Raw genomic sequence first — 19,973 nt, 5'->3', positions numbered from 1 at the left:
GTTAGATAGTTGGGCGATGAAGCTGGATCCCCGGACGCCGGTCGTCGTCGGTGTCGGTCAGGCCGCCGAGCGCATCGATGACGGCGAGTACCGGGCCATGTCACCGGTCGAGCTGGCCGCGGCCGCTGCCCAGGCCGCCGTCGACGATTGCGGTGGTGCCGCGGTGGCCGCGGCCATCGACACGGTGGCCGGAGTGAGGCAATTCGAGATCTCGGGTCCGGTGGCGACGGCGCCGTTGGGGCGGTCCAACAACTATCCGCGCTCGGTGGCAAACCGGTTGGGCGCCAACCCAACTCGCGCGATCTTAGAGATCGTCGGCGGTCAGGGGCCGCAGCACTTGATCAACGAGCTGGCCGCCGAGATCGCCGGCGGCCGCTGCGAGGCCGCCCTGATCTTCGGCTCCGATGCGACGTCGACCCTGCGGCATTTCGCGCGAGCCGAGGCGAAGCCCGACTTCACCGAAACCGTCGACGGTGACCTGGAAGACCGCGGGCAGGGCATCGACGGACTCATCTCGCGCTACACCGTCGTTCACGGTCTGATCGATGTGCCCACGCAGTACGCGTTGCTGGAAAATGCGCGACGGGCCAGAACCGGTTTGGGCCCGGCCGAGTATCGGCGCCGGATGGGCGAACTGTTCGCGCCGTTCACCAAGGTGGCCGCCGCCAATCCGTTTGCCGCCGCGCCCGTCGAACGCAGCGTCGACGAACTGATCACCGTGACCGAGAGCAACCGGATGATCTCCGAGCCCTACCCGCGGCTCTTGGTTGCCCGCGATCAGGTGAACCAAGGTGCGGCCGCGCTGCTGATGTCGGTCGAGGCGGCGCGCCGGCGGGGTGTGCCCGAGGAGAAGTGGGTCTACTTGCGCGGGCACGCCGATCTGACCGAGCAGAGTCTGTTGGAGCGCCCGGATCTGGGCCACGCCCCGTCGGCCGTCATGGCGACGCGCGAGGCGCTGGAGGTGGCCGGCATCGGCGCCGACGACGTCGCGACGTTCGATCTCTACAGCTGCTTCCCGGTGCCGGTGTTCAACATCTGTGACGGCCTTGGCATCGCGCCCGACGATCCGCGCGGCCTGACCTTGACCGGTGGCCTGCCGTTCTTCGGTGGCGCCGGCAACAACTACTCGATGCACGGCGTGGCCGAGACCGTGGCCCGAATGCGAAGCGCCCCAGGCTCATTCGGCTTGGTAGGGGCTAACGGCGGAATCATGAGCAAGTATTCGGTCGGGGTGTACTCCACGAGTCCGGCGCAATGGCAGCCGGACCGCAGCGCGCAACTACAGGCTCAGCTCGACAGCGCCGCCATTGCCGCGGTGACCGAGCGCGCCGAGGGCCCCGGGACTATCGAGACCTACACCGTCCGACGCGACAACGGCAGGCCCACCGGCATCATCATCGGCCGGCTGGACAGCGACGACAGCCGGTTCTTGGCGACGACCGAAGACGACGGCCTGATCGCATTGCTGACCGACGGCGACCCGCTGGGCACCGACGTGCGGGTGCGCTCCTTCGACTACGGAAACCGCTGCTTTCCCCGCTAGACCATCGCGGCGAGTTTGCCGGCCAGCCGCTCCACATACGCGGCGATCTCAGCCTCGGTTCGATCCGGCAGTCCGAACAGCACTTCGGTAACCCCGAGCTCGGCCCACCGCGCCAGCTTCTCGGGCACCGGCTTGAAGTCCAGGGCAACGATCTGTGGAGCGCCGTCGCGGCCGGCCGCCGCCCAGGTGTCCTGCAGCAACTTCACCGGCTCGTCGATGTCGAAGTCGCGGGGCGTGGTGATCCAGCCGTCGGCGCTGCGCGCGATCCACTTGAAGTTCTTTTCCGTGCCGGCCGCGCCGACCAGCACCGGAATGTGTGACTGCACCGGCTTGGGCCACGCCCAACTGGGACCGAACTTGACGAACTCGCCGTCGAAGGACGCCTCCTCGTCAGTCCACAACGCGCGCATGGCTTCCAGGTACTCGCGCAGCATGGTGCGGCGACGCCCGGCCGGCACGCCGTGATCGGCGAGCTCGTCGGTATTCCAGCCGAAGCCGACGCCGAGGCTGACCCGGCCGCCGGACAGATGATCCAGCGTGGCAATGCTTTTGGCCAGCGTGATCGGATCATGCTCGACCGGCAGCGCCACCGCGGTGGACAACCGGACCCGAGACGTCACCGCGGCCGCGGCGCCCAGACTCACCCACGGGTCCAGCGTGCGCATGTAGCGGTCGTCAGGCAGCGACGCGTCACCCGTGGTGGGATGGGCAGCCTCCCGCTTGATCGGGATGTGGGTGTGTTCAGGCACGTAGAACGTCTGAAAACCGTGGTCGTCGGCCAGCTTTGCGGCCGGGGCCGGGGCAATGCCGCGATCGCTGGTGAAAAGTACAAGCCCGTAATCCATGCACCGAATTAGAACGTGTTCTACCTGCGATGAGCAAGCGGCCCGATCGGCCGACGAGCAGGTCGGCCCGGCGCGACCAGCAGAACGTGCGCTAGCGTGGTTGATCGAGTCGCGCACCGGAATGCAACCGGAAGTAATCAGGAGGAGCCATGACCTACTCGACCGGCAGCCCCGGATATCCGCCTGCGCAGCAGCCCGGCGGGTCGTATGGCGGCGCCACTCCTGGTGACGCGCAGAGCAAGCTTCCGCTGTACCTCAGCATTGCGGTGGCCGCCCTCGGGCTGGCCGCGTATCTCGCCAGCTTCGGCCCGCTGTTCACCATCAGCTCCGATCTGGGTTCCGGCGGCGGCACCGTGTCGGGCGACGCTGGGCTGGCGGTAAGCGCGGCGCTGCTGGCCGCCCTGCTCGCCGGCGTCGGTGTGCTGCCCAAGGCCAAGAGCTACGTGGCGGTGGTTGCGGTGCTCTCGGTGCTCGGTCTGCTGCTGGTCGTTTCGGCGACGGTCAACAAGCCCAGCGCCCTTTCGTTCGGCTGGGCGTTGTGGATCGTCCTGATCTTCAGCGTTCTACAGACCGTAGCGGCCGTCGGCGCGCTACTGCTGGACGCCGGGGTGATCACTCCGCCGGCGCCGCGGCCCAAGTTCGAGCCCTACGGCCAGTACGGCCAATACGGGCAGTACGGCCAGTACGGCGGCGGCCAGCCGGGCGGCTACTACGGTCAGCCGGGTCCGCAGCAGTCCGCGCACAACCCGCAGCAGTTCGGCGGTTACTCGTCCAACCCGAACCCGTCGAGCGGCGGATTCAGCGCCCAGTCGCCTTCGCAGACGCCGACGCAGGCCGTGCACCAGAGCCCGTCGACACCGCCCACCGGCTTCCCGAGCTTCGGCCCGCCGCCTCCGGTCAGCGCGGGAACCGGTTCTCAGGCCGGCTCGGCTCCGGTCAACTACTCCAACAACCCCGCTGGGGGCCAGCAGCAGTCGTACGGCCAGGGCCAGCAGTCGTCGTCTGGTCCGGCGCCGGTTTAACCGGGCGCCCTCGCGCCGGCCCGTGTGCCACGAGTGATAAGGGTGTCAAGAAGCGAGGACGATCGGTCAGCGGGTGCTCGCCAGGCACGTGACCTAGTCAGGGTCGCCTTCGCGCCCGCGGTGGTGGCGCTGGTCGTCATCGCCGCGGTCACGCTGCTGCAGTTGCTGATCGCCAATAGCGACATGACCGGCGCACTGGGCGCCATCGCAAGCATCTGGCTCGGCGTGCATCAAGTGCCGATCTCGATCGGTGGCCGCGAGCTGGGCGTGCTGCCGCTGCTGCCCGTCATGTTGATGGTGTGGGGTACCGCGCGGACTACGGCGCGGGCCACTTCGCCGTATTCCTCGTGGCTGGTGATTCGTTGGGTGGTTGCCTCGGCCCTGGGCGGACCGCTGCTGCTGGCGGCGATCGCGCTGGCGGTCATCCACGATGCGTCCTCGGTCCTCACCGAACTGCAGACACCGAGTGCGCTGCGCGCGTTCACCAGTGTGCTGGTGGTCCACGCCATCGGTGCGGCGATCGGGGTGTGGTCCCGGGTGGGCCGACGGACGCTGGCCGTGTCGCCGCTGCCGGCTTGGCTCGGTGATTCGGTGCGTGCGGCTGCGGCGGGAGTGCTGGCCTTGCTCGGGCTATCCGGGTTGGTGACGGCCGGATCGCTGGTTGTGCACTGGGCGACGATGCAAGAGCTTTACGGGATCACCGATTCGATCTGGGGCCAGTTCAATCTCACCGTGCTGTCGCTGCTGTATGCGCCCAACGTCATCGTCGGCGCGTCGGCTGTCGCGGTCGGCTCCAGTGCGCATATCGGGCTGGCCACGTTCAGCTCGTTCACCGTTTTCGGCGGCGACATCCCGGCGCTGCCGATCCTGGCCGCAGCCCCCACGCCGCCGCTCGGGCCGGTGTGGGTCGCCTTGCTGATCGTCGGCGCGTCCTCTGGTGTGGCCGTCGGGCAGCAGTGTGCGCGCCGCCCGCTGCCGCTGCTGCCCGCCACGGTCAAGTTGCTGGTCGCGGCGGCTCTGGGAGCGCTGGTGATGGCGCTGCTCGGCTACGGCGGAAGCGGCAAGCTGGGCAACTTCGGCGACGTCGGGGTGGCCGAGGGCGCCATGTTGGTCGGTGTGTTCTTCTGGTTCGCCGTCATCGGTTGGCTCACGCTGGTGATGACGGGCGGTATCAGGCGGCGGCCGCGACGGCCCAAGCCCAAGCCCGCGCCGGCGGCACCGCCGCCGGAAGAAGACGAGGAGCCCCTCATCGGACGCTTCGACGAGGAGGACGAAGCGCCCTGTGAGGAACCGCCGCCCCACCCCGACCCCGACGACGAGTCCCACGACGAGTCCCCAGACGACCCCGGTGAGTCCCCCGGCGACGACCCCGAGGCATCGAGTCTGCGCTGAGCGCGACGACACGCCGAGCGGGGTAGCGCTGGATGCAGTTTCGGCGCGCCCGAAGGCGCCGCAAGCCGCCCGACTAGGCTGCCCGTGTGCAGGAACCGCTCCGTGTGCCCCCAAGTGCACCGGCGCGGCTAGTGGTACTGGCATCCGGCACCGGTTCACTGCTGAGGTCATTGCTCAACGCCGCCGTCGGCGACTACCCGGCACGCGTCGTCGCCGTCGGGGTGGATCGCGACTGCCCGGCCGTCGAAATCGCAGCCGAAGCCGAGATCCCGGTTTTCACCGCCCGGCTCAAAGACCATCCGGACCGTGCCGCCTGGGACGCCGCCGTCACCGCGGCCACCGCGGACCACCACCCCGATCTCATCGTGTCAGCGGGGTTCATGAAAATCCTTGGACCGCAGTTCCTTTCACGCTTCTACGGCCGAGTCGTCAATACCCACCCGGCATTGCTGCCGGCGTTCCCCGGAGCACACGGTGTGGCCGACGCGCTGGCTTACGGTGTCAAAGTCACCGGCTGTACCGTGCACCTGGTAGACGCCGGCACCGACACCGGGCCGATACTGGCGCAACAGCCCGTTCCAGTACTTGACGGGGACGACGAGGCGACATTGCACGAACGCATTAAGGTCATCGAACGCCGGATGTTGGTGGACGTGGTCGCTCAGATGGCCTCTGGCGGCCTCACCTTGGTCGGAAGAAAGGCAACCCTGGGATGAGCATCGACAAGAAGCCGATCCGGCGCGCGCTGATCAGCGTGTACGACAAGACCGGCCTGGTCGAGCTTGCCGAGGGTCTAGCCGCAGCCGGCGTCGACATCGTCTCCACCGGATCAACGGCGAAGACCATTGCCAATCAAGGGATTCCAGTGACACCCGTGGAGGAGGTCACCGGTTTCCCCGAGGTCCTCGACGGCCGGGTCAAGACATTGCATCCACACGTTCATGCCGGGCTGCTGGCCGATCTGCGCAAGCCAGAACATGCCGCTGCCCTCGAACAGCTGAAAATCGCCGCGTTCGAACTCGTCGTGGTCAACCTGTATCCCTTCAGCCAGACCGTCGAATCCGGCGCGGGCATCGACGAATGCGTCGAGCAGATCGACATCGGCGGCCCATCGATGGTGCGCGCGGCAGCCAAGAACCACCCCAGCGTCGCCGTCGTCACCGACCCGCGCGGCTACGACGGGGTACTGGCCGCGGTGCGCGACGGCGGATTTACCCTCGCAGAGCGCAAAAGGCTGGCGGCCCTGGCGTTTCAGCACACAGCGGAGTACGACATCGCCGTCGCGAGCTGGATGCAGTCCACGCTGGCGCCCGAGCATCCCGAGGTGGCCTTTCCCCAGTGGTTCGCTGCCAACTGGCGCCGCTCGGCGATGCTGCGCTACGGCGAGAACCCGCATCAGCAGGCGGCGCTCTACACCGATCCGGTCGCTTGGCCCGGCCTGGCGCAGGCCGAGCAGCTGCATGGAAAAGAGATGTCCTACAACAACTTTCAGGACGCTGATGCGGCGTGGCGAGCCGCCTTCGATCACGAACAGACGTGCGTGGCAATCATCAAGCACGCCAACCCTTGTGGCATCGCCATCTCCGACGTCTCGGTTGCCGACGCCCATCGCAAGGCGCACGACTGCGATCCACTGAGCGCCTACGGTGGCGTGATCGCGGCCAATACCGAGGTCAGCGTCGAGATGGCGGAGTACGTGGGCACCATATTCACCGAAGTGATCGTGGCCCCCGCTTATGCGCCGGGCGCCGTCGACCTATTGACCCGCAAGAAGAACATCCGGGTTCTCGTCGCATCCGAGCCGCTGACCGGTGGCATCGAGCTCAAGCCGATCAGCGGCGGACTGCTCATGCAGCAGCGCGATGAATTCGACGCGCACGGCGATAACCCGGCGAACTGGACCCTGGCCACCGGCGAGCCCGCCGATCCCGCCACGCTGACCGACTTGGTGTTCGCGTGGCGCGCCTGCCGCGCGGTCAAGTCGAACGCCATCGTGATCGTCGCCGACGGTGCCACCATCGGTGTGGGCATGGGTCAGGTCAACCGGGTCGACGCCGCCCGGCTGGCCGTCGAACGCGGCGGCGATCGGGTCAAGGGTGCCGTCGCTGCCTCCGATGCGTTCTTCCCGTTCCCCGACGGCCTAGAGACGCTCACCGCCGGCGGGGTCAAGGCGATCGTGCACCCCGGCGGCTCCGTCCGCGACGACGAGGTAACGGCCGCGGCCACCAAAGCCGGGATCACCCTCTACCTAACGGGCGCTCGTCACTTCGCGCACTAAGCCGACAGTGAAATTACCGACGCGACACGCGGGAAAGTCCGTCGCGAAATTCACTCTCGTCGCCAGACGAATGGCGGCGTCGTAGCGTGGAGTGGTGACTGCACCGAGCAACCTGCCCCGAACCGTCGGCGAGCTGCGCGCCTCTGGTCATCGTGAACGGGGGGTCAAACAGGAAATCCGGGAAAATCTGCTGACGGCCTTGGCCGAAGGTGACGATGTTTGGCCGGGCATCCTGGGCTTCGACGACACCGTGATCCCTCAGCTGGAACGGGCGTTGATCGCAGGCCATGACTTCGTGCTGCTCGGCGAACGCGGGCAGGGCAAGACGCGACTGCTGCGGGCATTGACCGGACTGCTCGACGAGTGGACTCCCGTGATCGACGGATCCGAATTGGGTGAGCATCCCTACACCCCGATCACGCCGGAGTGGATCCGGCGCGCGGCCCAGTTGCAAGACGACCTGCCGGTGTCGTGGAAGCACCGCGGCGAGCGCTACACCGAGAAGCTGGCCACTCCCGACACCAGTGTCGCCGACCTGGTCGGCGACATCGACCCGATCAAGGTCGCCGAGGGACGCAGCCTCGGCGACCCCGAGACCATCGCCTACGGGCTGATCCCACGAGCCCACCGCGGCATCGTCGCGGTCAACGAACTTCCCGACCTGGCCGAACGTATTCAGGTGTCGATGCTCAACGTCATGGAAGAGCGCGACATCCAGGTCCGCGGCTACACCTTGCGGCTGCCGCTGGACGTCCTGGTAGTGGCCAGCGCCAACCCCGAGGACTACACCAACCGCGGTCGCATCATCACTCCGCTCAAAGACCGCTTCGGCGCCGAGATCCGCACCCACTACCCACTCGAGCTGGAGGCGGAAGTCGGCGTCATAGTCCAAGAAGCGCATTTGAGTGCTCAGCTTCCCGATTACCTGATGCAGGTGATCGCCCGGTTCGCCCGCTACTTGCGGGAGTCTCATTCGGTCGATCAGCGCTCCGGTGTTTCGGCGCGGTTCGCCATCGCGGCGGCCGAGACGGTCGCGGCGGCGGCCCGGCACCGTGGCGCGGTGCTGGGGGAGACCGACCCGGTGGCGCGGGTCGTCGATCTGGGCACCGTGATCGACGTGCTGCGCGGCAAGCTGGAATTCGAGTCCGGTGAGGAAGGCCGCGAACAGGCGGTGCTCGAGCACCTGCTGCGCCGCGCCACCGCCGATACGGCGTCCCGGGTGCTCGGCGGCATCGACGTCGGCTCCCTGGTGGCCGCCGTCGAGGGTGGCTCCGCGGTGACGACGGGTGAGCGGGTGTCGGCCAAGGATGTGCTGGCCGCGGTTCCGGGGCTATCCGTGGTGGACAAGATCGCGCGCAAGCTGAATGCCGAATCCGAGGGAGAGCGCGCCGCCGCGTTGGAGCTCGCGCTGGAAGCCTTGTATCTGGCCAAGCGCATCGACAAGGTGTCCGGGGAGGGCCAAACGGTCTATGGCTAAACCTTCTGGGGGGCACTCGACGCGATACTCGGCGTACACCGGCGGACCCGATCCGCTGGCTCCGCCGGTGGATCTGCGCGAGGCGCTTGAACAGATCGGCCAGGACGTCATGGCCGGCACCTCGCCGCGCCGCGCGCTGTCGGAGTTGCTGCGCCGCGGCACCCGCAACATGCCGGGCGCTGACCGGCTGGCCGCCGAAGCCAACCGTAAAAGGCGAGAGTTGTTGCGCCGCAACAACTTAGACGGCACGCTACAGGAGATCAAGAAGCTGCTCGACGAGGCGGTGCTGGCCGAACGCAAGGAGCTGGCGCGCGCCCTGGACGACGACGCCCGCTTCAACGAGCTGCAGCTGGAGTCGCTCCCGCCGTCGCCGGCCAAGGCCGTTCAGGAACTGTCCGACTACAACTGGCGCAGCGGCGAGGCCCGCGAAAAGTATGAGCAGATAAAGGATTTGCTCGGTCGCGAGATGCTCGACCAGCGGTTCGCCGGGATGAAAGAGGCGCTGCAGGGCGCCACCGACGAGGACCGCCAGCGCGTCAACGACATGCTGAACGACCTCAACGACCTGCTGGACAAGCACGCCAGGGGCGAGGACACCCAGCAGGACTTTCAAGATTTCATGGACAAGCACGGCGAGTTCTTCCCGGAGAACCCGCGCAATGTCGAGGAGCTGCTGGACTCGCTGGCCAAGCGGGCCGCCGCCGCGCAGCGGTTCCGCAACAGCCTGTCCCAAGAACAGCGTGACGAGTTGGATGCCTTGGCGCAGCAGGCATTTGGCTCGTCGGCGTTGATGCAATCGCTTAGCCGCCTCGACGCCCACCTGCAAGCGGCGCGACCGGGTGAGGATTGGACCGGGTCGCAGCGCTTCTCCGGCGACAACCCGTTCGGAATGGGCGAGGGCACCCAGGCGCTGGCCGATATCGCCGAGCTGGAGCAGCTGGCCGAGCAGCTGTCGCAGAGCTATCCGGGCGCCACCATGGACGACGTCGACCTCGACGCGCTGGCCCGTCAGCTCGGCGACCAGGCGGCCATCGACGCGCGCACGCTCAACGAGCTAGAACGCGCACTGGTCAATCAGGGTTTCCTGGACCGCGGTTCCGACGGCCAGTGGCGACTTTCGCCAAAGGCCATGCGCCGCCTCGGCGAGGCCGCGTTACGCGATGTGGCCCAACAACTTTCCGGGCGCCGCGGCGAACGCGATCACCGGCGCGCCGGCGCCGCCGGCGAGTTGACCGGCGCGACCCGGCCCTGGCAATTCGGTGACACCGAGCCCTGGAACATTCCGCGTACGCTGACCAATGCCGTGCTGCGGCAGGCCGGAACCGGCGCCCCGCGCAATGCCATCCGCATCAGCGTGGACGACGTCGAGGTCTCCGAGACCGAAACCCGCACTCAGGCCGCGGTTGCGCTATTGGTGGACACCTCGTTCTCGATGGTGATGGAAAACAGATGGCTGCCCATGAAGCGCACCGCACTCGCGCTCAACCACTTGGTGTGCACGCGTTTTCGCTCAGATGCCTTGCAAATCATCGCCTTTGGCCGCTACGCCCGCACGGTGACCGCCGCCGAGCTCACCGGGTTGGAGGGGGTCTATGAACAGGGCACCAACCTGCATCACGCGCTGGCGCTCGCCGGGCGTCACCTACGCAGGCACCCCAACGCGCAACCGGTCGTGCTGGTCGTCACCGACGGTGAGCCCACCGCCCACCTGGAGGACGTCAGCGGTGACGGGTCGTCCGTCTTCTTCGACTACCCACCGCATCCGCGCACCATCGCCCACACCGTGCGCGGGTTCGACGATATGGCCCGGCTGGGTGCGCAAATCACCATCTTCCGGCTGGGCAGTGACCCCGGCCTGGCCCGGTTCATCGACCAGGTCGCCCGCCGCGTGGAAGGCCGTGTGGTGGAACCCGATCTGGACGGGCTGGGTGCGGCGGTGGTGGGCGACTACCTGCGGTCGCGGCGCCGTCGCTAGGACGCGCAAAAGGCCTCGTCAGACCTGCCCCAAGCACTAATCTCTAACCGGCCGGGGCGCCGAGGCCCCGCGGATCGGGGTAGCTGCATGACGGTCGCGTTGGAATGTCTGAAGTGTGGTGCGCGCCCGCGACCCAGCGCGAAGTTTTGCGATGAGTGCGGATCGCCAGTCACGCCGGCCGATACTTTCGCGGAGTACAAGCAGGTGACGGTGATGTTCGCCGACGTGGTCCGTTCGATGACCCTCGCGGTGGAGGTGGGTCCGGAGCGGTGGCGTGAGCTGATGACCGAACTTGTCACTCGCGCAGCGGCGGTCGTGCACCGCTACGGCGGCACGGTTGATCAGTTCACCGGTGACGGGATTTTGGCCGTGTTCGGTGCTCCGGTCGCTTTAGAGGATCACGCGCTGCGCGCATGCATAGCCGGCCTTGGCGTTCAAGATGAGGTCAAGCGGCTCGCCGTCGATGTCGAACGTCGTGACGGCGTGGCCTTGCAAGTCCGGGTGGGTCTCAATTCGGGACAGGTGATAGCCGGTGAGGGCGGCTCTGGTGTATTGAGCTACACCGCTATCGGCGAACAGGTCGGCATGGCTCAGCGCATGGAATCCGCCGCTCCGCCGGGCGGGGTGATGCTCAGCGAATCGACGGCACGCCTCGTCGATGGCGCTGCGGTCCTGGGTGAGCCCGAGCTGGTGCAGATCAAGAACAGAACGGATCCGGTTGCGGCGAGGCGCCTGCTGAGCATCGGTGGCCGACGCGAGCCGTCGGCGCTGCGGGAATCGACGTTGGTGGGCCGCGAGTGGGAACTACCGGCATTGGCGGCGGCGCTCGATCGATCGATCAACGGACGCGGATCGGTGGTGGGGCTGGTCGGTCCGGCCGGCGTCGGGAAGACCCGCTTGCTCGCCGAAGCCGTGACGCTCGCCGAAAGCCGTGGTGTTGCGGTGTTCAGTGCCTTTTGTGAATCGCACGCTACCGATATCCCGTTCCGCGTGGCGGCGCGCCTGCTGACGGCCGTTGGTCAGCTGGACGGTCTCGACGATGAAACTGCGCGGGAACGAATGCGGGCGCGGATTCCGGACGCCGACCCGCAAGACATGTTGCTGATCGACGATCTGCTGGGCATCGCCGATCCGGACGTGCCAGCGCCCAGCATTGATCCGGATGCGCGGCGGCGTCGGCTGGCCGCGCTGATCAAGGCCGCTCAACTTGCCCGTGCCGAGCCTGCACTGCTTGTCGTAGAGGATGTGCACTGGATCGATGAGGCGAGTGAATCCATGCTCGCCGACGTTCTGGCGGTGGTGCCGCAAACCCGCTCGATGATGCTGGTCACTTACCGGCCCGAGTATCAGGGAGCCCTGTCCCGCGTCCCCGGCGGGCAGACCATCGCCCTGGACCCGCTGAGCAAAGAACAGTCTGCGGCGCTGGTCGCCGACTTGTTGGGCGTTGATCCATCGGTTGCTGAGATCGGCGCGCTCATTACCGCCCGCGCCGAGGGCAACCCGCTGTTCGTCGAGGAGATGGTCCGCGACCTCGCCGAGCGCGGCGTACTGGTGGGCGCACGCAGCGGCTACACCTGCGACACCGATGTCGACGAGGTTGGCGTGCCCCCAACGTTGCAGACGACCATCGCCGCCCGCATAGACCGGCTGAGCCCGGCGGCCAAACGCACGCTTGCCGCCGCGGCGGTCGTCGGGTCGCACTTCACCACCGACCTGCTGGCGAGCATGGAAATAGATGCTTGCGTCGACCCGCTGATCAGCGCCGACCTCGTCGATCAAGTGCGGTTCATCGCCGGTGCCGAATACGCCTTTCGGCATGCGCTGATCCGAGCCGTGGCCTACGAATCGCAGCTGATAGCCGATCGTTCGCGACTGCACCGGCGACTAGCGGCTGCGATCGAAGCACGCGAGCCCGAATCAGCCGAGCAAAACGCGGCGCTGATCGCCGAGCATCTGGAGGCGGCTGGTGATCTGCATGCCGCGTTCGGCTGGCAGATGCGTGCCGGAGCGTGGGCGACCAACCGCGATGTCGCGGCGGCGCAACGAAGTTGGGAGCGCGCCCGCAAGATCGCCGACAGCCTGCCCGCCGACGATGTGAACCGGTTGGCTATGCGCATCGCGCCCCGCACCATGTTGTGTGGGATCGCCTGGCGGGTCCATCTCGATGTTGCCGGCGCCCGCTTCGAAGAATTTCGTGCGCTCTGTGCCATGGCCGGGGATAAGGGTTCGCTGGCCATCGGGATGGCCGGTCTGGTGATGGATCACGCCTATCACGCGCGGATGCGGGCGGCCTCGGAGCTGGCCTCCGAGGCCATGTCTGTCATCGAATCGATCGGTGACCCGAACCTCACGGTGGGGTTGTCCTTCGCGGCGATTCATGCCAAAGGGATCAACAACGAGTCGTACGAAGCGTTGCAGTGGTCCCAGCGCGTGATCGACCTGGCCGACGGAGATCCCACCAAAGGCCAGCTGATTTTCGGGTGTCCGTTGGCGCTCGCCTTCGCGTCGCGGGGGATTGCCCGGTACTGCCTGGGCGACTCCGGTTGGCGCGAAGATCTGCGACACGGTCTGACGATGGCCCGCAACGCCGACCCCATGTCCTATGCCACCGTCGCCAGCTATATCTATCTCGCCGGCATACCGATGGGAGTGCTGACGCCCGACGATGACGCGGTCGCCGAGATCGAGGATGCCCTGCGGATTGCCGAGCGAGCCGGTGATGATGTCGCGCTGGCCGTCGTCGGAATGGCCTTAGGCGTTGCGTTGGTGCACCGCGGAACGGACCGGGATCGTCAGCGGGGATTGGAGCGGCTGAACGAGGTCAGCGAGCTGATTCTGCGCCAGACGCATAACCTGGATGCCTTGCCGATCGCGAAACTGTACCTGGGCCGTGAAATGGCTCGGGATGGAGATCACGATCGCGCCTTTCCGCTCATGCGCGCCGCCGTCGATGACCTGTTCGGGGAGGAATGGCTGCTGTTGTGGGGCATACCGACGACAGGTGTGCTGGTTGAGACCTTGCTCGATCGCGCTACGGACGCCGATTTCACCGAAGCCGAGGCCGCGATCGAGCGCTTGGCGGCGGCGCCGACACGGGGTGGTGTCGTTTTGCGCGACCTCCTGGTACTGCGGCTGCGGAGTCTCTTGGCGCGGACCCGCGGCGATGCCATGCACTATGCAGAGTTGCGGGATCGCTACCGCGACATGGCGACATCACTGGGCTTTGCGGGGCACCGCGCCTGGGCCGAAGCGCTGCCCTGACCGCGCCGCGGCTAGTAGGCGTCTACAACGCGTCCGCCGGGCGACCCGTACAGATACGGGTAGTGCACGTCGGGGTCGTTCGGCGGCCGCAACGACGGCTGGGGCGGTTCAGTGCGCCACGCGCCCGGCAGGTGACAGCCGGTGTCGTAGGAATAGGCCAGTGGGCTGCCGGCGTCGCCGTTGACGAGGCTGATTGTGACGCCGTCATCGCGGATTTGGGAGTCGTTGGGGACGCCGAGCGGCAACGGCGGTTGACCGGGTGCGGAGTTGTTGGGCCGAAAACCAGCCGCGGTGAACGCCGGCGCCAGATCGGCCACGATCTGGGCCCATTGCTCGCCGGACGGCGCCGGGCGCCCGAAGAACAGATCGCTTTTGACCTGTCGGCCGATGTTGCGGTTGAACGGCTCGTTGCAGCCGTTGGTGGGATGGCTGACCGTGACGTCGGTCGAGAATTGCGTCTGCGGTGAGTATTTCGCGATCGCGGCCCGGATCGTCGCGTCCAGGTCGCCGAGCTGTTTTTGGACGGCTTCCAAGTCCGGGCGCTGGTTGACGATCGTCTGCAGCCGGTCCAGCTCGTGCCGCCCCGGATTGGCATAGGGGTCGACGGGTTTGAGGCATCCGGCCAGCAGGGCGGCGACACCGAGTATCAACGGGACCCGAAATCTCATGGCTTGATCACATCGTCGGGCAGGCCCGCCAGCACTGCGGCCATGTTGTATCCACTCATCCGAAGTTGATTGTTGCTGCCGTCGCGAGCATATTCCGAATGCCCGTATGCCCGCTCGTGCAACAGGCCGTCACCACGCGCCCCGCCTGGCGCAATGCCCGTCCCGACCGACAACTCGGCCATGCCCGGCACGTCCTGCGGCGCGGCGCCGAACGCGCCGAGCTCCGAAATGGTCTCGGCGACAAAGTCATTGATACCCACTTCATAGAAGGCATGCCCGGGTGCGACTCCAAGCCGGGCGGCGTCGGTGACCTCGATGCCCGGCGAACCGTAAAACACGACGTCACTGACCGGAGCGCCACGCTGCAGCGCCAGGCTGGTGATCAGTGAGCCGTAGGAATGCCCGAAGGCGGTGATGTGCTGGTTGGGCACGTTGGACGCGGCGGCCAGACCTTTGTAGAAGTTGTTCAGCGGCCCAGAACCTTTGCGCGCCAGCCAATCCTGCGCGACGTCTTTGAGGTTGCCCGGCGCGTCGTAGCCAAGCCAGGCAACCGATGCCACCGCGTCCGGGTTCGGCAGCCCCGCTCGTGCCCTGAGTTCGGCCGCCTTGTCGCGTTGCGTGGCGGCCTCCCTGACCATTTGGTTCACGCTCGAACTGACGCGGGTGTTGAGGCCGCCCACGGTGACGCCGACGCGCTCGGCGTTGTCGACGTCGCCGACGGCCAGCGCCGCCAGAACTTTGCGGGGGTGACTCCTGGTCTCCAGCAGTATCAGGCTGGTCCCCGGTTGCCCGGCGAGTGTGTCGCGCAGCGCTTTCAAGTCCGCCAACTTGTCGGTGTTGGTGTGCCAGACGCCGTAGCCGTCGTACCAGCCCTGCTGCAGCCGGGCGATTTCGTGTTGCAGCACAGCAACATTGAGTTCATTGCGGATATCGGTGGGGATGCCGTCGAGGTTGCGCAGCGACGCGCCGAACCACTCCTTGACCCGGTCCTGCTGACCCGGAGTCAGCCCATGCCACCACTTACTAACCTCGGCTGGAGGACTGCCGGGCGCCGGTAGCGCCGGCATCTTCGGCGGCAGGTGGCTGAGCTGCGTGGCAACCTGTTCGGGCGACAGGTCGCCGTCGGCGCCGCGAATCGCCGCCGCCAGATCCTCGTCGGCGATTTCGGCATCGGCCAACAGTCGCTTGATGTTCGCGGTCAGCCCCACCGCCGCGTCGATGATGCGCAGTTGATCCGCTGCGGAGAATGACGACAAGTCGGACGGCGGCAACGCCACACCCGTCGCGTCGTTGATGACGAGCCGGCTGTCCCGCGCGGTATCGCGAATCCTGGACAGCTGCAACTTGATTCGGGTAACTTCATCGGTGGATTTCTCCGCCGCCCGGGCCACCACCTCACACGCATCGGCGTGGCTGTCCAGGACGAGGGTGGTGTGGTGCGTGGCGGCATGCGCGGCCTCGGCGGTATCGCCGCCGAAATCGAAGAGGCTCATCGTCTCGGTCAGGGCCGCAGCGGCGGTGCGGGTACCGTGCGCACGCTTGATCGCGGCATCGAACACCGACCTGATCGACGCGGGATCCCACCGCTCGACGTCGGCCAGCGTCAACGTCATCGCAGGGATGCGGCGTTGGTCTGCTCCATCTCGGTCAAACCCGCCGCGGCGAAGTGCATGCCGCAGGAGTGTTCGCCGAAGCGGCCGACGTGGGCGGCGCTCGCAGTCGCCCACCGGTCAAGCAATCCCGTCAGCGCTCCCGCCGAGGACCCGACCCACCCCGATTGCGCGCCTTCGGCCGCGTCCTGGCAGGACCGCTGCAAAGCCAGCAGCGATTCGCCATGGCCGGCCAGCCGATTGCCCATATCGCAAAGCGCGTCGGAAAACGCGCGTAATTCCACCGCCATAGCGCGGAGTATGGCACGGAAGATCAGCGCGGGCTATTCACCCTTCACAGGCTTGGCCGGCTATTTGCGGGGCTTGCGCGCTTTGCGCTTAATGCCCACTCCGCCCCACAGGGAAAAGCCGCGGATATTCACCTTGGGGGCGCCGCGGCTCCCCTCGCCGACCACCTGGCGGTCGAAGCCGCCCATCACGCCGCGGCCATGGATTTCGACGTTGACTTCGGGAGGCAGCAGGATAGTTTGCACACCCATAATCGAGTACGCATGAATCTCCACCTCGGTGGAGGTGAAGTCGGCGTAGCGCAGATCCACCACGCCGCTGCCCCACAGCGCGAAGGTGGTCAGCTTCTTCGGCACATTCCAGCGGCCGCGCCGCTCGAACCCGCTCAGCAAGGCCAGCAGCAGCGTGGACGGCGCCGGATTGCAACTTCCGCCCCGCCGGGGATTGACCGGCGCGCCCGGCAGATCGGCCCGCAGCCGGTCCAGTTCCTGGTAAGTCGTCGCCGCATACGCCCTGGTCAGACGGTCTTCGTACTCGTTCAGCTCCAGGCGGCCCTGCTCTGCTGCGTAAGCCAGCAACTGCGCAAGCTGGATGCGATCGGTGTCAGCCGCCCGTGACGATTCGTCACGGTCGGCCTTCGCGTCACGTTGCGCTGGATTGCTCATCACCCACGAGCGTACGACTTCTCGATTTTGCTGCAAGGGGAGTTGCCTAAACTGCAACCTGCCCCCGGCCGGGCCCTTCGTGGCGAACAACGCCCGCCTGCCCGCAGAGCCCGCAGAGCCCGCACGGGCGGTATCGGCGCCGGTATCGGATCTGCCCACTTTGTCCCGACGCTTTCTGTGCACCGCGACTTCGCCGCGGCGCAGGCCGACGCGTTATTCTTCACACGGCAGTGGCGCCCGACGAAATAGCTCGCCATCCGGGGTATAAGGCTCAATTAACCGCGAATATCGCGGGGTACGCGGCTGCAATTGGGGAGGTATCGACGAAACGACAATAGGAAACCTCCCACATGCAGATCGACCTCGCTTTGAAAAAGCCCACCGAAACCACCGCCGGAAATTATTTTGTCGGCAATTATCCACCTTTCTCCTATTGGAATGCCGACGGCGCTGAAGACGCGTACGCGGCGTTGGCGCAGCCGCCCGCCGCCGGCACGCCGCTGGGGGTTTACGTCCATTTGCCGTTCTGCCGGCGCCGCTGTCACTTCTGCTATTTCCGCGTCTACACCGGCCGCGACGCCAAACCCGACCGGGTAACCAGTTATCTCGACGCGGTGCTCAAGGAGTCGCACCTCTACAGCCAAACGCCATTGCTGTCGGGCCGGCTGCCCCGCTACGTCTACTTCGGCGGCGGCACGCCGTCGTTTCTGTCGGTACCGAATCTCACCAAACTTTTCGGGGGGCTGCAGCAGCACTTCCCGTGGACCGACACCGACGAAATCGCATTCGAGGCCGAGCCCGGCACGCTTACCGACGACAAGCTCTACGCGCTACACGATCTGGGCGTGACGCGGCTGAGCGTCGGCGTCGAGAATTTCGACGACGACATTCTGAAGGTCAACGGCCGCGCGCACCTGTCCAAAGACATCCACCGGGCCGTCGAAGTCGCCCGAAAGGCGGGCTTCGATCAGATCAATGTCGACCTCATCGCCGGCATGGTCAACGAGACCGAAACCAACTGGCGGGAATGCGTTCGCAAAGTCATCGACATGGGACCCGAGTGCGTCACCGTCTACCAACTCGAAGTCCCTTACAACACCGCCATTTACAAAGAGATGCGCGCCAACGGCCAAATCGTCGCCCCGGTGGCCGACTGGCCGACCAAGCGCGCGTGGGTCGACTACGCCTTCTCGGAGCTGGAAAGCGTGGGCTACACGATCACCAGCGGCTACACCGCGATCCGCGATCCGGGCGTCAACAACTTCATGTACCGCGAGCATCTGTGGCGCGGCGCCGACATGATGGCCCTGGGCGTTTCGTCCTTCGGTCACCTCGGCGGCACCCACTGCCAAAACGAAAAAGACTTCGGTCCGTACGTCGACCGCCTCGCCCGCGGCGAGCTGCCTATCGCGCGTGGCCTGGCATTGACCGATGACGACCGGCTGATTCGCGAATTCATCCTGCTGTTGAAGCTCGGCCAGGTCGACCCGGCCTATTTTCGGGGCAAGTTCGGCGTCGACGTCTGCGCGCGCTTTGCCGCCCCGCTGGCCCGTCATCAGGCGGCGGGACACCTGGAGTTCGACGACGATCGCGTCACGCTCACCCGGCAGGGGCTGCTGCGGGTCGACGAGTTGTTGCACGAGTTCTTCCGTCCGGAACACCGCGGACCCCGGTACGTGTGATGGGTAAGACGAACACTTATGACGTCGTCGTGGTCGGCGGCGGACCCGCCGGAGCGATGGCATCGACCGTGCTCGCCATGCACGGGCACCAGGTGTTGCTGCTGGAGAAAGAGAAGTTTCCGCGCTACCACATCGGCGAATCCTTCCTGCCCTACAGCTACTTTCCGTTGCAGCGAATCGGAATGGTCGACAAGCTCGGCGAGGAGAAGTTCGTACGAAAGTACGCGGTGCAATTCGCAAGTGGGGACGGCCGGGTATCGGCGCCGTTCTATTTTCACACCCACCTGGATCACGAGGCCGCCATAACCTGGCAGGTCCTGCGCAGCGAATTCGACCAGATACTTTTGGACAACGCCCGCGAGAAGGGCGTCGAGGTCCGCGAAGAGACCAGGGCTACCGCGATCCTGCGCGACGACGGGAAAGTCGTCGGGGTCAAGGCAATCGGCAGGGCTGGCCGGGAATACGACATCGGCGCGGCAATGACCATTGATGCCAGCGGTCGCGACATCTTCACGCTCAGCAGAAACAATGGCCGCAAGTGGGACCCGGTAATCGACAAGACGGCGGTGTGGACCTATTACCGTGGCGCCCTGCGGGATCCCGGCGTCGACGAAGGCACCACCACCGTGGCGATGGTCCCCGAGCGCGGCTGGTTCTGGTACATCCCGCAGCGCGACGACATGGTGAGTGTCGGGCTGGTCGCCGAAAAGGATTACCTGTTCTCCGGCACGCGCGACCTCGACGAAATCTTCCAGCGCGAAGTCGGCAACAACCTGTGGATCAAGCAGCATTTGGCGCCGGGGCAACAGGTCGGCAAGTACTACGTCACGCGCGAGTATTCCTATCGCGGCGAACACTGCGCGGAGGACGGATTGGTATTGGTGGGCGACGCCTTCGCCTTCCTCGATCCGGTGTTTTCCTCCGGCGTCTATTTCGCATTGCGCAGCGGCGAACTGGCCGCCGACCAAGTGCATGACTGCTTGCGCAATGGCGACGTAACGGCTTCCCGCTTCACGTCGTACGCCGAACGGATCTGCGGCGAGATCGAGGCGATGCGAAAACTGATCTACGTCTTCTACCACCCCGGGTTCAGTTTCGGACGGCTGATCCGGGCCAATCCGGAAGTCCGCGGCGACCTGACCGATTGCCTGATCGGCAACTTGGACAAGGACTTTCACCGCCTTTTCGACGCCGTTGCCGAACAAGCCGCGATCCCGGCGCCATTACCGTTCGGACGTCCGCGAGTGGCGAGCTGAAACCGCAACAT

The 19,973-nt window shown here is 66.4% G+C and carries 15 protein-coding genes; 10 read left to right on the top strand and 5 right to left on the bottom strand.

The features are described 5' to 3' along the window. Positions 1-16: 16 nt before the first annotated feature. The gene (locus BST12_RS07775; protein ID WP_083112522.1) at positions 17-1,543 is read left to right on the top strand and encodes an acetyl-CoA acetyltransferase; all 1,527 of its coding nucleotides are present in this window, start codon (positions 17-19) and stop codon (positions 1,541-1,543) included. On the opposite strand, the gene BST12_RS07770 is transcribed toward BST12_RS07775, so the two are convergent. Beyond that, entirely contained in the window at positions 1,540-2,388 is an 849-nt protein-coding gene (locus BST12_RS07770) for an LLM class F420-dependent oxidoreductase (RefSeq protein ID WP_083112521.1), read from the bottom strand. The genes BST12_RS07775 and BST12_RS07770 overlap by 4 nt on opposite strands. A gap of 149 nt (positions 2,389-2,537) precedes the next feature. Here BST12_RS07770 and BST12_RS07760 point away from each other — a divergent pair, with 149 nt between their 5' ends. From BST12_RS07760 to BST12_RS07730, 7 genes are all read left to right on the top strand, one after another. After that, entirely contained in the window at positions 2,538-3,410 is an 873-nt protein-coding gene (locus BST12_RS07760) for a DUF5336 domain-containing protein (protein WP_083112519.1), read from the top strand. Between the two features lie 33 nt (positions 3,411-3,443). Then, the gene (locus tag BST12_RS07755) at positions 3,444-4,802 is read left to right on the top strand and encodes a cell division protein PerM (protein ID WP_083112518.1); all 1,359 of its coding nucleotides are present in this window, start codon (positions 3,444-3,446) and stop codon (positions 4,800-4,802) included. An 86-nt stretch (positions 4,803-4,888) separates the two neighbouring features. Continuing rightward, entirely contained in the window at positions 4,889-5,518 is a 630-nt protein-coding gene (gene purN / locus BST12_RS07750) for a phosphoribosylglycinamide formyltransferase (RefSeq protein WP_083112517.1), read from the top strand. Further along, the gene (gene purH / locus BST12_RS07745; RefSeq protein ID WP_083112516.1) at positions 5,515-7,080 is read left to right on the top strand and encodes a bifunctional phosphoribosylaminoimidazolecarboxamide formyltransferase/IMP cyclohydrolase; all 1,566 of its coding nucleotides are present in this window, start codon (positions 5,515-5,517) and stop codon (positions 7,078-7,080) included. Before purN ends, purH begins: the two co-directional genes overlap by 4 nt. A gap of 91 nt (positions 7,081-7,171) precedes the next feature. Further along, positions 7,172-8,557 carry a sigma 54-interacting transcriptional regulator gene (locus BST12_RS07740; protein ID WP_083112515.1) on the top strand — a complete coding sequence of 462 codons (1,386 nt, stop codon included), beginning with the start codon at positions 7,172-7,174 and terminating at the stop codon, positions 8,555-8,557. Further along, entirely contained in the window at positions 8,550-10,532 is a 1,983-nt protein-coding gene (locus BST12_RS07735) for a vWA domain-containing protein (RefSeq protein ID WP_083112514.1), read from the top strand. Before BST12_RS07740 ends, BST12_RS07735 begins: the two co-directional genes overlap by 8 nt. A gap of 87 nt (positions 10,533-10,619) precedes the next feature. Continuing rightward, positions 10,620-13,793, top strand: a complete 3,174-nt coding sequence (locus BST12_RS07730; RefSeq protein WP_083112513.1) for an adenylate/guanylate cyclase domain-containing protein — start codon at positions 10,620-10,622, stop codon at positions 13,791-13,793. A gap of 11 nt (positions 13,794-13,804) precedes the next feature. Here the strand turns inward: BST12_RS07730 and BST12_RS07725 are convergent, their stop codons facing one another. Genes BST12_RS07725 through BST12_RS07705 form a run of 4 tightly spaced genes read right to left on the bottom strand, consistent with a single transcriptional unit; the run spans position 13,805 to position 17,024 of the window. Next, positions 13,805-14,461, bottom strand: coding sequence for an LppA family lipoprotein (locus BST12_RS07725; protein WP_083112512.1), 657 nt, complete (start codon positions 14,459-14,461; stop codon positions 13,805-13,807). Next, positions 14,458-16,074 carry an alpha/beta hydrolase gene (locus BST12_RS07720; protein ID WP_139801537.1) on the bottom strand — a complete coding sequence of 539 codons (1,617 nt, stop codon included), beginning with the start codon at positions 16,072-16,074 and terminating at the stop codon, positions 14,458-14,460. Before BST12_RS07720 ends, BST12_RS07725 begins: the two co-directional genes overlap by 4 nt. Next, positions 16,071-16,361, bottom strand: a complete 291-nt coding sequence (locus BST12_RS07710; RefSeq protein ID WP_139801536.1) for a hypothetical protein — start codon at positions 16,359-16,361, stop codon at positions 16,071-16,073. The genes BST12_RS07720 and BST12_RS07710 overlap by 4 nt, the downstream gene beginning before the upstream one ends. Before the next feature lie 60 nt (positions 16,362-16,421). Beyond that, complete coding sequence (locus BST12_RS07705) at positions 16,422-17,024, bottom strand: DUF1707 SHOCT-like domain-containing protein (RefSeq protein ID WP_083112510.1); 603 nt, start codon at positions 17,022-17,024, stop codon at positions 16,422-16,424. A 350-nt stretch (positions 17,025-17,374) separates the two neighbouring features. Here BST12_RS07705 and BST12_RS07700 point away from each other — a divergent pair, with 350 nt between their 5' ends. Next, positions 17,375-18,706, top strand: coding sequence for a coproporphyrinogen-III oxidase family protein (locus BST12_RS07700; RefSeq protein ID WP_083112509.1), 1,332 nt, complete (start codon positions 17,375-17,377; stop codon positions 18,704-18,706). Then, positions 18,706-19,962, top strand: a complete 1,257-nt coding sequence (locus tag BST12_RS07695; protein ID WP_083112508.1) for an NAD(P)/FAD-dependent oxidoreductase — start codon at positions 18,706-18,708, stop codon at positions 19,960-19,962. Before BST12_RS07700 ends, BST12_RS07695 begins: the two co-directional genes overlap by 1 nt. Positions 19,963-19,973 lie beyond the last annotated feature (11 nt).

The sequence above is a fragment of the Mycobacterium angelicum genome (assembly GCF_002086155.1).
GTDB classification, from domain to species: Bacteria; Actinomycetota; Actinomycetes; order Mycobacteriales; family Mycobacteriaceae; genus Mycobacterium; species Mycobacterium angelicum.
Note: the sequence above shows the minus strand (reverse complement) of the source record. Positions and strands in the feature narration are given on the sequence as shown.